The 13,385-nt window shown below is 66.2% G+C and carries 14 protein-coding genes; 5 read left to right on the forward strand and 9 right to left on the reverse strand.

The genetic code is table 11. The features are described 5' to 3' along the window. Positions 1 to 8 precede the first annotated feature (8 nt). Positions 9 to 1,154 (reverse strand): FAD-dependent oxidoreductase, encoded by a 1,146-nt coding sequence (locus ACQPW1_RS25055; protein WP_433653927.1) that lies wholly within the window; start codon positions 1,152 to 1,154, stop codon positions 9 to 11. Between the two features lie 119 nt (positions 1,155 to 1,273). Between ACQPW1_RS25055 and ACQPW1_RS25060 the strand changes: the two genes are divergently transcribed. Together ACQPW1_RS25060 and ACQPW1_RS25065 are read left to right on the forward strand one after the other, a co-directional pair. Continuing rightward, positions 1,274 to 1,609, forward strand: a complete 336-nt coding sequence (locus tag ACQPW1_RS25060) for an ArsR/SmtB family transcription factor (protein WP_433653929.1) — start codon at positions 1,274 to 1,276, stop codon at positions 1,607 to 1,609. Between the two features lie 358 nt (positions 1,610 to 1,967). Continuing rightward, positions 1,968 to 3,449 (forward strand): MFS transporter, encoded by a 1,482-nt coding sequence (locus ACQPW1_RS25065; RefSeq protein WP_433653930.1) that lies wholly within the window; start codon positions 1,968 to 1,970, stop codon positions 3,447 to 3,449. Between the two features lie 45 nt (positions 3,450 to 3,494). Here the strand turns inward: ACQPW1_RS25065 and ligD are convergent, their stop codons facing one another. Together ligD and ACQPW1_RS25075 are read right to left on the reverse strand one after the other, a co-directional pair. After that, a complete protein-coding gene (ligD, locus tag ACQPW1_RS25070; protein ID WP_433665329.1) occupies positions 3,495 to 4,442 on the reverse strand; it encodes a non-homologous end-joining DNA ligase in 948 nt (315 codons plus the stop codon). Positions 4,443 to 4,538: 96 nt separating this feature from the next. Next, complete coding sequence (locus ACQPW1_RS25075) at positions 4,539 to 4,883, reverse strand: hypothetical protein (RefSeq protein ID WP_433665330.1); 345 nt, start codon at positions 4,881 to 4,883, stop codon at positions 4,539 to 4,541. 259 nt (positions 4,884 to 5,142) lie between these two features. On the opposite strand from ACQPW1_RS25075, the gene ACQPW1_RS25080 reads away from it, so the two are divergent. After that, on the forward strand, positions 5,143 to 5,634 hold the full coding sequence (locus ACQPW1_RS25080) for a hypothetical protein (protein WP_433653931.1): 492 nt from the start codon (positions 5,143 to 5,145) through the stop codon (positions 5,632 to 5,634). A gap of 8 nt (positions 5,635 to 5,642) precedes the next feature. On the opposite strand, the gene ACQPW1_RS25085 is transcribed toward ACQPW1_RS25080, so the two are convergent. Beyond that, complete coding sequence (locus ACQPW1_RS25085; RefSeq protein ID WP_433653933.1) at positions 5,643 to 6,848, reverse strand: site-specific integrase; 1,206 nt, start codon at positions 6,846 to 6,848, stop codon at positions 5,643 to 5,645. Between the two features lie 309 nt (positions 6,849 to 7,157). Continuing rightward, positions 7,158 to 7,808: a histidine phosphatase family protein gene (locus tag ACQPW1_RS25090; protein WP_433653935.1), complete on the reverse strand. Its 651-nt coding sequence runs from the start codon at positions 7,806 to 7,808 to the stop codon at positions 7,158 to 7,160. 78 nt (positions 7,809 to 7,886) lie between these two features. Between ACQPW1_RS25090 and ACQPW1_RS25095 the strand changes: the two genes are divergently transcribed. Beyond that, positions 7,887 to 8,351, forward strand: a complete 465-nt coding sequence (locus ACQPW1_RS25095; protein ID WP_433653936.1) for a GNAT family N-acetyltransferase — start codon at positions 7,887 to 7,889, stop codon at positions 8,349 to 8,351. A gap of 165 nt (positions 8,352 to 8,516) precedes the next feature. Here the strand turns inward: ACQPW1_RS25095 and ACQPW1_RS25100 are convergent, their stop codons facing one another. The 4 genes from ACQPW1_RS25100 to ACQPW1_RS25115 all read right to left on the reverse strand — a co-directional run bounded on the left by ACQPW1_RS25100 (position 8,517) and on the right by ACQPW1_RS25115 (position 12,110). Continuing rightward, the gene (locus ACQPW1_RS25100) at positions 8,517 to 9,662 is read right to left on the reverse strand and encodes an RNA polymerase sigma factor (protein ID WP_433653937.1); all 1,146 of its coding nucleotides are present in this window, start codon (positions 9,660 to 9,662) and stop codon (positions 8,517 to 8,519) included. Positions 9,663 to 9,785: 123 nt separating this feature from the next. Further along, the gene (locus tag ACQPW1_RS25105) at positions 9,786 to 10,193 is read right to left on the reverse strand and encodes a YciI family protein (protein ID WP_433665331.1); all 408 of its coding nucleotides are present in this window, start codon (positions 10,191 to 10,193) and stop codon (positions 9,786 to 9,788) included. A 109-nt stretch (positions 10,194 to 10,302) separates the two neighbouring features. Beyond that, a complete protein-coding gene (locus ACQPW1_RS25110) occupies positions 10,303 to 10,800 on the reverse strand; it encodes a pyridoxamine 5'-phosphate oxidase family protein (RefSeq protein ID WP_433653938.1) in 498 nt (165 codons plus the stop codon). A gap of 113 nt (positions 10,801 to 10,913) precedes the next feature. After that, positions 10,914 to 12,110 carry a citrate synthase gene (locus tag ACQPW1_RS25115; protein WP_433653939.1) on the reverse strand — a complete coding sequence of 399 codons (1,197 nt, stop codon included), beginning with the start codon at positions 12,108 to 12,110 and terminating at the stop codon, positions 10,914 to 10,916. Between the two features lie 89 nt (positions 12,111 to 12,199). Here ACQPW1_RS25115 and ACQPW1_RS25120 point away from each other — a divergent pair, with 89 nt between their 5' ends. Further along, on the forward strand, positions 12,200 to 13,360 hold the full coding sequence (locus ACQPW1_RS25120) for a citrate/2-methylcitrate synthase (RefSeq protein WP_433653940.1): 1,161 nt from the start codon (positions 12,200 to 12,202) through the stop codon (positions 13,358 to 13,360). The last annotated feature ends 25 nt before the right edge of the window (positions 13,361 to 13,385 follow it).

Here is a 13,385-nt window from a genome sequence, read left to right on the forward strand (position 1 = left end):
GCTTTGGTTCACGCAGGTTTGATGGGGACTGGTGTTGGCTGGCGGGGGTGGAGTTGACCGACCGCGCGGCCCATCGTGTTGCGTACCGCGAGCCCTGCCCGGGTGCTGGGCACCATGAGTCCGGCGAGCAGGCCGACGCGTCGCTGCCGCGGTCGCACTTCGCGGCGGATCCGCGACTCGTAGGTGGCGAAGGCGCGGGCGTGATCGCCGTGGTGGGCGGCGAGTTCTTCCGCGAGGGCATACGCTCCGGCCATCGCCATGCTGGACCCGTCGCCCAGCAGGGCTGTGGCCGCCGCCGCGTCCCCGAGCAGTACGACCCGTCCACGGGACCACGAGGGCATCCGGACGGTCGTCAGGGGGTCGAAGAACGGGGCCGGGTGGTCGAGGTACGCCGCCACGAGTTCCGGTGCCCGCCACCGCACGTCGGCGTACGCGTCGGCCACGGTTTGCTTGTGGAGGGCGATGTTTTTGCGGTCGTGGGGCGCCGGCTGTGCGGCCCGGAAGGTGAAGATCGCGAGCGGCGTGGTGCGCGAGGGGTGGACGACCAGCATCCGGTTCGGCACGGTCAGCATGGTCAGCTCGCTCGGGTCGTCGATGGCGTCGGGTTCCAGCGGGACGGTCGCGCCGTATAGACCCAGGTCGCGCACGAACTGCCGCTCGGGCCCGAACACCGGACGCCGTGTGGTGGAGTGCATCCCATCGCTACCGACCACCAAGTCGAAACGCCGTGGCGCGGACCGTCGAAAGGTGACGTCGACCCCGCCTTCGTCCTGATCGAGTGCGGTGACCGTGTCGTCGAACACGAACTCGGCATCGCCCCGCGCCGACCGGTGGAGTACCTCGGACAGGTCGGCCCGGGTCACCTCGACCGTCGACGACCCACCCGAGGAGGGAAGTCGCAGTACTGGTTTGCCGGCCGGGTCGAGCAGGGACAGCGACCGATTGCGGGTGGCGAGCTCGCGCAGCTGCGGCAGGATGCCCATCCGCTCGGCGACCGGTATCGCGGGCCCCTTCACGACGATCGCGCTGCCACCGGAGCGCAGCTGCCGGGCCTGCTCGACGACGGTCGGCCGGTAGCCATTCCGGGCGAGCCAGTACGCGAGCGCGGGCCCGGCGATTCCGGCACCGACTATCAGCACCTCGGGCTTCTTCATGACAAGGCCTCTCGGAGCGCCGACGACCACATTCCTGGCCGTCTAGGTACGATCAATTTCGTACTCGAGTAGAACACGCCACCAAGGTACGATGCAAGACGTACCTGAAGGAGGTGTCCGTGGCCGGAACGAACCTGGTCGGTCCAGGGGTCGATGCGCTCGAGCTGGGCGTGGTGCTTCGCGCTCTCGCTGACGAGCACCGTCGTTCGGTGATCACGGCGTTGGCCGCCGACCGCACCGACAGCGAGCGAGGCTGTAACTCGTTCGATCTCCCGATCTCGAAGCAGACCCAGACCCACCACTTCCGGGTGCTGCGCGAAGCAGGTCTCATCGACGAAACCGACTACGGCAACCGCAAGGGCATCCGCCTACGACGCACGGACGTCGAGAGCAGGTTTCCCGGACTGCTCGCACTCCTGGAAGCCGAACACCAGGACGGTTCTGCTCCTCGCTGAACAGAGAGCTGGAACGTCCGCATATCTCGCGTGCGCTCGATCCGGAGTGTGTCGTATCGTAGGACGGTCCGTGCCCCCGGAGATTTCCTTCGGCGGCAGTTCGAGACTCCTGTTCCTTCTGTAGTGGATTCGAGGTGGTGGCGTATCTCCCAGACCCGTTAGTCGTCCGTATTCCTCCACGTTCTGATTCATCGAACGTGCCTGGGGGCGGACGTCGCACCGGTCTGAGTTGCGTCACCCATCCCCGCAGTTTTCTGTCATTCCCGGGTGCAGCTCTGCCGACTGCCCCGGGTTCTGTGTTGTCCGGCCCCGGTGTGGTTGACGCTGAGCTCCCCGATTCCTGAACAGGAGTCCGACCGTGAATTCCCCCACGCTCGACAACGAGCCCGAGCACACCCCTCATCCCCCCGCCCGCACCTCGTCCGGTGCGTCGTCGACGATGACGACGGCCGCCAGGATCGCCCTCGCGGTCCTGCTGACCGGCGAACTCATGAACATCGTCGACGATTCGGTCGTTCTCACCGCCATCCCCACCCTGCAGCAGTCCCTCGGCGCCGGACCGGCCGCCGTGCAATGGGTGACCGCGGGCTACGCACTGGCGTTCGCTCTCGCGTTGATCACCGGCGGCAGGCTCGGCGACATCCACGGCCGACGCAAGGTGTTCCTGCTAGGCACCATCGGGTTCACCCTGGCCTCGCTGCTGTGCGGGTTCGCGGCCGGTCCCGGCATGCTGATCGCCGCCCGGGTGCTGCAAGGCGGTGCCGCCGCGGTGATGATGCCGCAGGTCCTGGCGACCCTCCATGTCACTTTCGCCGGCGAGAACCGCAGCAGGGCCTTCGGCCTCTTCGGAGCGGTTCTGGCGATGGGCAGCGTCGTGGGCCCGGTGCTGGGCGGCGTGCTCACCGAGGCCGACCTGTTCGGATTGTCCTGGCGGCCGATCTTCTTGATCAACGTGCCGGTCGGGCTCGCAGTGATCATCCTCGGGCGCAAGTTCATCACCGAGTCGACCGCGGCGAAGGCCGACCGGCTCGACCTCGCCGGCGTGGGGCTGTCCGCGATCGCGATGGTGCTGATCGTTTTCCCGCTCACCGAGGGCAACGCCCACGGCTGGCCGCTCTGGTGTTTCGCCATGCTCGCCGGTGGTCTGCTCGTGCTCGGTGTCTTCTTGCGCCACCAGCAGCGCCGCGCCGGTGACGCCCCGTTGGTGGAGTTGTCGCTGTTCAAAGTCAAGCAGTTCTCCGGTGGACTGTCCGCGCAGCTGACGATGGGTCTGTTGGTCGGGCTGTTCTTCATGACCTGGACGCTGTACCTGCAGCGTGGCCTGGGCATGAGCCCGCTGATGGCGGGACTGGCCTTCGTGCTGCTCGCCGTCGGCGAGTTGGCTGGTGCGATGCTTGCGACGAAGACCGCCGGACGCTTCGCGCGTCGACTGCCGCAGACCGGAGCCCTGATCACCCTCGCCTCGATGACGGCCTACGGGCTCCAGATCAGCAGCGGGCACGAGGATCTGACCTTGCTCCCGATGACCGTCCCGGTCCTGTTGCTCGGGTTCGGCCTCGGGATGATCAGCGGACCGATCGCCGACCTGACACTGGTGAAGGTTCCACACGAAAGCGCCGGTTCGGCCGCCGGCCTGTTCAACACCGCCCTCCAGCTGGGCTATGCCCTCGGTATCGCCCTGAACGGCCTCGTGTTCTTCGCCGCCACCGGCGGCTCACCCGACGAGGCGCTCAACCGCGACGCGTTCACCGGCGTGCTGTGGTGGGTCGGCGGCACGTTGATCGTGATGTGGGCCTTGATGTTCTTCCTGCCCAAGCACGCCAACGGTCGGGCCGAGTAGACCGGCCCCAAGCGTTTCCGGGGTCGCCGCGCATCCGAACGGCTGTCAGCCGAGATCCGGCACCCTGGCTTCGCGCAGAGACTTGTCGGGGCGCAGGCCGCGCCAGCTCGGGTGGCGTAATCCGTCGGGGCTGGCTTCGCGGAATTCGATGTCGGCGACGAGTTCGGGTTCGACCCAGTGGGCCATGGCAGCCAAGGGTCGTGGGGGTGGAATGTCGAAAGGGCTGTCGGGGCGGGCGATTTCGTTGAGGCGCAACTGTAGGGCCTTGCGGTCGCGCATGGTCCAGCCGGTTCCGACATTGCCGATGTGGACCAGGCGGCCTGCGTCGTCGTAGGCGCCCATCACGAGGGAGCCGAAGATGCCGGAGTAGCGGCCGTTGCCGGGGAGCCAGCCCGCGACGACGACCTCGGTGGTTCTACGTAGCGGGGTTTTGATCCAGGCTGGGGAGCGGCGGCCGGCCTGGTAGGTGGAGTCGAGGCGCTTGGAGATGATGCCCTCTAGTCCGTGGTCGCGGGCGACGTCGAGCATGGTGTTGGCGTCGACGTTGGAATAGTAGGGCGGGGTGCTGGCGAGCGGCAGATCGATCGCCAATTCATCTAGTCGGGCGCGTCTTTCGAAGTAGGGGAGCGACATGATGGACTCGCCGTTGACCGCCAGCAAATCGAAAATGAGGTACTGGACTCGTATTTCGCGCAGGAGTTCGGCGTTCGGATTCACAACGTGCATCCGGTGCTGCAGACGACGGAACGAGGGTACGCCGGTGCCCGGCTCGGGAGCCACGATCTCGCCGTCGAGGATGACATCCCTGCCGTCGAGAAGTTCAGCGAAGATAGTGGTCAGATCGGGAAACGAGCCACTCAGGTCGCGGTTGTTCCGACTGTAGAACCGGCATTCCCCGCCCACCGAACGTCCGATGGCGCGAATGCCGTCCCATTTCATCTCTATCGCCCATAGGCCGGTGTCTGCCGGTGGCCTCCCGGAGACGGCCAGCATTGGCAAAGGCACCGATTGCACAAGAGCAGCATATCTTCAGCTATCGATTTATCCGGTTGTCGGGAGGTTCGGTAATTGGGTATGGCGGAACTTCGGCTACGTGGTTTTCGGTGCTGCGGTGAGATAGCGCGTCAGCATGGCTACCAATTCGTTCTCGAAGACAGTGACCTCGAGGGGCTTGGGGGCGGCCAGTAGATGGTGTGCCAGCAACTCGATCGTGGTGACGACGAGTCGGGCCGCGGCGTGCCTGTCGTCGACGTTCACGTCAGGGTGTTCGGTGAGGAGCTCGCGCATGTCGGCCACTGCCGTGCGCTGTAGTTCGGTCGCTTTGTCCATCAAGTGGCTCGAGCGAGGCGCCTGCTCGATGAGGATTCTGGGGTAGTACTGATACAGCGATCCGATGGAGATCTCGGCCGCTTCCGCGATGCGTCCGTGCGGAATTCGACGACTGACGGTCGGCTAGTCTCGGCGGATGAGTACAGTGCCGCCGCGGTCTCGCGTTGCGAGGCGTGGTGGGCGGGGTGGTCCGTCGGGCGTGAAGCAGGCGATCTTTCTTGTGTGTGGGGTGATTGCGGGTGTGCTGCTGCCTGTGTCGGTTCTGCGGGTGGGGAGTCGGCCGGTGTGGTTGCTCGGTTTGCTTCCGTCCATATGGGTTCTGGGGATCGGGCTGATTGTCGTTTCAGCGTGGCGGACCAAGTCGATGGTTGCGGGGGTCGAGCGGACCGGGGTCGGTCCGGTGGAGTATCTGGCGGTGGTGTCCGCGGTGGCTGGTGGCGTGCTGTACGTGTCCGGCGACGTGCGGACGGCGCGGCTCGTCGGCAGTGGATTGCTGGTGCTCGCGGTGCTTCTGCTGGTATTGGTGGCGCTTGGCCACCTGTACCGGCACAGGAAGCGCGGGGCTGCGGCGAAACTGCGGGTGGGGTCGGTTCGCACGCTTGGTGTGGTGACTTCGTCTGGGCTGGAGGACTTTGCGGCGACGCCGAATCCGAAGGTGGCGCGGCTGACGGTGGAATTCACCGATAACGCAGGCACTCGCCGGTGGTTGACGCCGACGGCGTATCAGGTGCCGGGCAAGCCGATCGATGTCGATGACGAAGTTGTCGTGTGGTTCGATCCGGAACGTCCCGGCGATATCGGGCGGATCGTGGTGGAGTTCGACAATGGCGTCAGTCGAATCGTGAAGACCCGGTAGCGCAAGGTTCAGAGGCCGAGTTTGGTGACGGCGTTGTCTTCCAAGGGGTTTGCGGTGCGGATGTAGCCGTGCACGGTGCGCGGATTGGACCAGCGACCTTGGCGCATGATTTCGCGGTCGCTGGCACCGCCGAGGGCCGCTTGGGTGGCGAAACCCGCGCGCAGGGAGTGGCCGGAGAAGAGGTCGGGGTCGAGGCCCGCGCGGGCGGCGTAGCGTTTGACGAGCTCAGCGACGGCGCGGCCGGACATGGGGGTGGTGCCGACCGTACCGTGACGATTGATGGTGGGGCACAAGGGTAGATCGGGTTGCTCGGCGAGAGCGGTTCCGGTGAAGCCGTGGCAGCGGTGGATGTCCGGATCTGTGGTTTCCTCGGTCAGGTGGGCGCGTAGGCCCGATGTGCCTGCGGCGGTGTGTATTTCGAGCAGGCGAACCCAGTCGGCGAAGGCGCAGACCGGGCAGGTGCGTGGGCGTTGACCGCGTGGCAACGCGACGCGCTGTTCGGCGACACCGGTGGGGTCGGTCTTCGTCGACGGCAACCGCACCAGCAGCACCGGTTCGCCGGTGGCGTGATCGAGCTGCACATCCACATCAGCGATGCGCAGACCAGCGAGTTCACTGCGTCGCAGGGCGCCCGCGAACCCGATCAACAACACGAGCGCATCGCGCCGCCGCGCGGGTTCGGTCGGCCAGCCGGGCTCCGGCAGCCCGGCAAGCAGCTGGTCGAGGGTGTGCAGCAGCACGGGGCGTTTGCGTTTCGGCTGCGTACGCCGAGTGCGCCGGATACCACGCAGGGTGAGCCGGACAACGTCGGAGCGGGTGGGCGACGGCAGTCCGTTCGCGGCGTGCACCGCGGCAATCGCGGCCGATTTACGTTCCAAAGTTGCCGCACTGAACGCCCACTCGCCGGTGTCGCGACGCGCGTCGGCAGCAGCGGCCAGATACACGGCGACATCGAGCGGATCCGCGGGCATCGCCTGCCGACCCTCGGCCAGACACCACGCCGACCACGCGATCCAATCAGTCCGATAGGCGCGCAATGTATTCGCCGATTGCGACGCTTCGAGATAACGCCGCAGCGAGCCCGCCTGATTGTCATCGAACCGCTCCCGCACGAGCCGCAACGCCGCCGCGTCCACGAGCACGCTGCGCACCCCACGACGCAACTCGGTCCGCACCGACTCCGGCATCGCGACGACAGCGGCCCGCTCTTCCATCGATCAGCTCCCTATTCCTAGACCGATCCCATTGTGCTGCTGCCCCAGCCCAATTCGCGGCATCGAGCGTCATTGCGCGCGTCGCCCACCGACTGGCCGCCCACGATTACCGACGGCCCTTGAACGGGGCGGCGCGTTCATGATCAGGGGAACTGGTGCTGTTGGCTTCTCGAACAATGTCGCCACCAGTTCCTCGTGATCATGCGTCCAGTGGGTGGATTGCCAAGCGCACGCCCCGCGCTCCTGTGGCCGCAGTCAGTCGAGCTGTTCCGAAGTCCGTGAGAGTGCCTGCGGCTGCGCTGACCCGCGCTACGACCTGTTCGGCCACGCGGCGCAGTGCCATGCGCTTCCATCCCATTCCACAAGAAACGGCTCGGCATGCGGCAACGGCCTTCCCCAGACATGAGATCCGAGCCTGCACAGCCACGCGACGGCCAGGGTGAGGCTGGCAACGTGCCCGACGACAACGACGATCTCGCCAGAGTGGGTAGCCGCGATCTGCCGAAAGGCGGCGTCCACCCGAGCCAGTACCTCCCGCCCCGACTCGCCATCCGCCACTCGCTGATCCAGATCACGCTCAACGATCCACGCCCGCAGCACATCAGCCGTCTGTCGCCGAACCGCCGGATCACTCACGCCCTCGTGCTTTCCAATGCCGACCTCGGTCAGCTCGGCCAGCGCCACGACGTCGAGAGATGCATTGGAGGCAAGTGCCGCAGCAGTCTGCTGCGTACGCAATGCGGTGCTGCAGTAGATCCGAGCGACGGGCTCGCAGCCCAAAACGCGTGCAGCTGCCATAGCTTCACGACGGCCGCGAGCAGTGAGCGGCGCCGCCGGTACAACTCCCGCGATACCTCCGGCGACGTTCTCCGATTCCGCATGCCGCAAACACCACACTCTGACGCGGTCACTCATACCAACCAGTTCTACCGCCGCACCGCACCAGATCGGCGGGGCCATCCGATCCCGGGCCAGAAGCCAGCTTGCCTGCTGCGACTATGTCATTCGTAATCCATTGTGCTGTGCCAGAATTCGTGAATGAGCACAACCATGGTACGTCCGGTGCAAGACGATGAACTGGTTGCCGTCGCCCAACTTCGTTGGCAATGGTTTGCAGAAAACCAAGGGATTCCGTCGACTACGCAAGCGGAGTTCACCGAGGTGTTCATATCCTGGGCGCAGGCCAACAGATCCTCGCACCGCTGTCTGGTCTTGCTCGAAAACGACGTCGTCATCGGGATGGCATGGCTGGCGATCTTCCAACGCGCACCGAGCCCGCGCACGCTGCAACGCCTTTCGGGCGACGTGCAAAGCGTCTACGTGGTGCCGGACCGCCGAAAGAACGGGCTCGGCGGTCAACTCATCGATGCCGTCGTCAGCCTCGCCGATGAACTCGGATTGAAACCGCTGACCGTTCACGCCAGCCCTAAGGCGATCAGCGCCTACAACCGGCATGGCTTTGCGGCATCGCCGAGTCTGATGCAAGCCGGATTCGCGCACTGACCCCGTAGGAGCAGCGGAGACTTCGGGCTCACGAAACCGGCTGCAGCACGGCGCTTCATCCTGGGAGAACTGACCTACGGGTGTCATTCGGGAAGTGATCGAAGGCCCGGCGTGCTGACGATTGACGGCCCCGAACCGCCTGTGTCACTGAAGGACTCGCGAACGTCAACCGCGCAGCTGTGCGTTGAGGCGTGCGGCCTGACGCGTGAGGTGGTTGCTTTCGGGGAGGCTGGGGGCGGATTGGGCGGCTTCGGTGTAGAGGCGGGCCGCGGTGGCCGGGTCGCCGTCGCGTTCGTGGAGGTAGGCGGCGACGGCGGTGTGGCGGGGCAGGGTTGGGTCGAGTTCGGCTAGTGCGGCGAGGCCGGCTCGTGGGCCGTCGGCCTCGCCGACTGCGACGGCGCGGTTGAGGCGGGCTACGGGGGTGTCGGCGAGGCGCAGGAGTTCGTCGTACCACTCGACGATCTGGACCCAGTCGGTCTCCTCGGCGGTGCGGGCGTCGGCGTGCAGGGCGGCGATGGCGGCTTGGGCTTGGAACTGGCCGAGGCGGTCGCGGGCGAGGGCTGCCTGGAGGATGTCGACGCCCTCGGCGATGAGGCGGGTGTTCCAGAGGCTGCGGTCCTGTTCGGCGAGCGGCACGAGGCTGCCGTCGGGGGTGGTTCGGGCGGGGCGCCGGGCGTGATGCAGCAGCATGAGTGCGAGCAGGCCCGCCACCTCTTCGTGTTTGGTTCTGACCGCGAGCTGGCGAGTGAGCCGGATCGCCTCGGCGGCGAGATCGACGTCGCCGGAGTAGCCCTCGTTGAAGACGAGGTAGAGCACGCGCAGCACGGTGGCGACGTCACCGTGCTGGTTGAACCGGACGTCCGACACGGTTTTCTTGGCACGGCTGATCCGCTGAGCCATGGTCGCTTCGGGCACGAGGTAGGCCTGCGCGATCTGGCGAGTGGTCAAGCCGCCGACCGCACGCAGCGTGAGCGCGACCGCCGAAGCCGGTGTCAGGGATGGGTGCGCGCACAGGAAGTAGAGCTGGAGCGTGTCGTCCACCGCCTCGGCCGGACCGGGTGTCGGCTCGGCCTCGATCCGCTCCTCCCGGTCGCGGCGCGCGGTCTCGGAGCGGTGGGCGTCGAGGAACTTGCGCCAGGCGACCGTGACCAGCCAGCCCTTCGGGTCGGCGGGCTGCTGTTCCGGCCAGCTGACGGTGGCCTGGATGAGTGCTTCCTGGACAGCGTCTGCGGCTGTCGCGAAGTCGACTCCGCGATGCACGAGGACGCCGATCACCGCGGGAGTCAGCTCCCGTAAGAGCAGTTCGTCCATCACCCGATCCGCCCTGACCGGCCCGGTCCCACGCGCGCCGCGTCTGCAACCGTCGCGAACTCTGCTGCGCGATAGCCGACGATCCCGATCACCGAGCTGAGCAGCCGACCCTCATCCACCCTGTCACTCCGTGATGCACGCGGTCTCGGTGAAGAACGGGCGCACCTCGAGCCACTCGTGGATCGGCTTTCCACCCGCCCCCGGCGCCGCGGACAACTCACCGGCCAGCTCGAGCGCTCGCTCATAGCTCTCGACGTCGATCACCATCCATCCGGCGATCAGGTCCTTGGTCTCCGCGAACGGGCCGTCGGTGACCGGTGGCTTTCCCTCGCCGTCGTAGCGGACGAACGTGCCACCCATGGACAGCGCTTGTTCATCGACGAATTCGCCGGTGTCCTGGATCTTCGTGGCGAAGTCTTGCATGTACTGCACGTGGGCCGAAACCTCTTCTGGCGTCCACTGATCCATCGGCACGTCGTTGACCGGTGCGGGCGCGCCGCGATAGTGCTTGAGCAGCAGGTACTTCACGATGATCTCCTTACTATGTACCGCCCATCGTGGCGGTGCTCATTGCTGGGACGAAGCCGCACACGGTTTCTCGACATCCCACCACAGCGGCTCGGGTGGGCGCAGGCGATACTCAAGCGCGCGCACGCTCCGCCCGCTGCTGAATCAGCTCCTCGACCGGGCTGGGCAGGTTCGTCTCGAAGTCGATCAGCTTCACCCATGTCGGCGTCACGACGATCCGGACCATGCTCTCGTACAGCGAATGCACCTCCGCCTCCCAGTGCACCCGCTGTTCGGGTGTCATCTCGTAGGAGCCGTTCATCTGGAGGTACTCCGCCGGGATGCCCTCGACGGTGTCCAGCTCCACCCGACCGCGAATGAGCAGCATCTTGGGCGGGTGCACCTCGGTGTCGATGGTCAGGGCGACCATCGGATTGTTGCGCAGGGCGTGGAGCTTCGGAGCGTTCGTCGAGGTGCACACCACGACCTCCGAGCCGTTCCAGGTGAACCCGATCGGGATGTTGCGGGGTGTGCCGTCTTTGGCGACGTAGGCCAGGCGGGTGAAATCGCGGGCCAGCAGTTCCTGGCTGAGCGGGCGGTTCAGGATCTCGGCGATCTGGTTCGGTTCCATGGTTCTCTTCTTTCGACGGGCGGCCCTTGTGGCCGCTATGCCCCTGGGACGGAACCAGCGCTACATTCTCGACATCCGGAAGCGGATTGATGATTGTGACTGCTGTCACACTGTCATTCGGCGGGAGGGTTCTCCGGGCGCCGGTTGGGGCGGAAGCGCATCGGTGGTTCGGCGTACTCCTCCAGGGTGTGCGCGATCCAGCCGATGGTGCGGGCGAGCGCGAAGATCGCTTCGCCGGCGTCGGGGCGCATGCGGTAGGCGTGCATGAGTACGGCCAGTGCGAGGTCGATGTTCGGCACGGCGGTGTGTGGTGCGCCGAGTTGGTCGGTGATGGTGTCGATGGCGGTCAGCGCTGGTGCGGCGGCGGGGATGGGGCGGAGCATGGTCAGCAGCAGCTCGGCGCGCGGGTCGGCGGTGCGGTAGACGAGGTGCCCGAAACCCGGGAGTCCGCCGCCGAGTCGTAGCCGCTCGGAGGCCGCGCCGAGCGGGTCAGCGATCGCGTCGGTGAGGAAGCGGTACGCGACAGTGCTTGCGGCGCCGTGGTATTGGCTGTCCAAGGCGCCGAGACCGGCGGAGACGACACCGTACGGATGGACCCGCGCGCTGGCTGCGACGCGGGCGGCCATCGTGGAGATCGCCAGTCCGTGATCGGCGAGCAGCGTCAAGGTCGAGTCGAGCAGGTCGGTGGGCACGGGGTGGTCGGTCAGGCTGGGGCCTAGCCGTTGCGCGAGCGTTCCGGAATCGGGTGGTGTGGCGGCGAGGCAGTCGACCTCGACCGCGAGCAGGATGCGGGCTGTTCGCAGCACTCCCTGCGGCGACAGGTCGAAGCGGAGCTGATCGCTTGCGCTGGCGACGGTTACCGCGACGCGCATCCGATCGGTCAGCCGGACACTGTCGGCGAGAGCGCCGACTGCGGCCCGGGTGGTGCGGAGAATCTCGGCTGGAGCGGTGAATTGCTCTACTGGCGAGGTCAATTCGCCGGACCACAACAGGCTTGCTACTGCCTCGACCGGGTGCGTTGCAATCAGCCCCGCAACGTTCTGACCTCGGTAGTACAGCTGGTCGTCCTCGATGCGCGAGATCGTGGTGGGGATGTCCTCGATCGTTGCGCGGCGATCGACGCCGTGCCGTCGGCCTTGCGCCAGCCGGGCGACCTCGTCCTCGCGGAACAGGCTGCCGCGACGGCCCGAGGCCGGGATCTTGGTCAGCAGTCCTCGGCTGACGTAGGCGTAGACGGTCTCGGGCTTGATATCGAGACGGCTCGCGACCTCGGCGGTCGTGAGGTGGCGTGCGTCACCTTTCCTGTCCATGACCTGCCTCTCCGCACTTACATTGACTTGATCAATATTGACTCTAGTTGAACGTGATCGCACAGTTCAGTCAAGAGGAGGTCTGAACAATGACGATCAACGGTGTTGCACTCGATGAGCTGATCGACGCGCCCGCGGGACTGCGGAGTGTGGTGGCGGCCGAGACTCGAATCGGCGATGTGCGCGGGCAGGAGGGGTTCTACCACTATCGCCAGTACTCGGCGATCGAGCTGGCGTCCGCGTGCAGCTTCGAAGAGGTGTGGTTTCTGCTGTTCGAGGGACGTTTGCCCGATCGGGCAGAGTTGGCCGAGTTCACCGACGAGGTAGCGCGATCGCGTTCGCTGCCAACGGAATTGCTTCCGGTGCTGCCCGCGATCGCGGTGAGTGGGCGTCCGATGGTCGGTCTGCGGACAGCACTGTCGATGTTGGCCGCGGCTCGCGATCTGCAACCGGTGTGGGACAGCGAACCCGCCACACGCAGGGCCGACGCGCTACTGATCTGCGCGGTGGCGCCGACCATCCTCGCCGCTTTGCACCGGCTACATCGCGGATTGGAACCGGTGGCCCCGCGCGCGGATCTGTCGACGGCTGGGAACTGGCTGTACATGCTGACCGGCGAGTCGCCGCGACCGCAGGCCACTCGGGCGATCGAGCAGTATCTGATTGCGACGATCGATCACGGGTTCAATCCGTCTACCTTTACCGCGCGGGTCGTGGCCTCGACCGGTGCCGACGTTGCGTCGGGAGTCATCGCGGCGATCGGCGCATTCTCCGGACCGTTGCACGGTGGCGCGCCGGACCGGGCGCTGGACGGGTTGGATGAGATCGGTAGTGCGGACCGGATCGACGGCTGGGTATCGGAGAAGGTCGCCAAGGGTGACCGTGTCATGGGATTCGGTCATGCGGTGTATCGCACTGCGGATCCGCGCTCGGTTCTGTTGCGCGCCATTGGCATCGAGCTCGGTGGGGAACTGGTCGAGTTCGCGACGACCGTGGAGCGGCGAGTCACCGAGGTGCTCGCCGAACTCAAGCCCGGCCGGGATCTCTATACAAACGTGGAGTTCTACGCCGGAGTTGTGATGGAGCTCTGCGGAATTCCGCGTTCGATGTTCACCCCAACCTTCGCCACTAGCCGCGTTGTCGGGTGGACCGCCAACATTCTCGAGCAAGCGGACACCGCGAAGGTCATCCGGCCGTCGGCCCGATACGTCGGTCCGCGCGCACCACAACCCTTGCCTCCGCGCGTATAGATGGGCTGCCGCTTTCGGTTGTCGG

This window comes from Nocardia sp. CA-128927 (assembly GCF_050955855.1).
In the GTDB taxonomy this organism is placed as follows: Bacteria; Actinomycetota; Actinomycetes; order Mycobacteriales; family Mycobacteriaceae; genus Nocardia.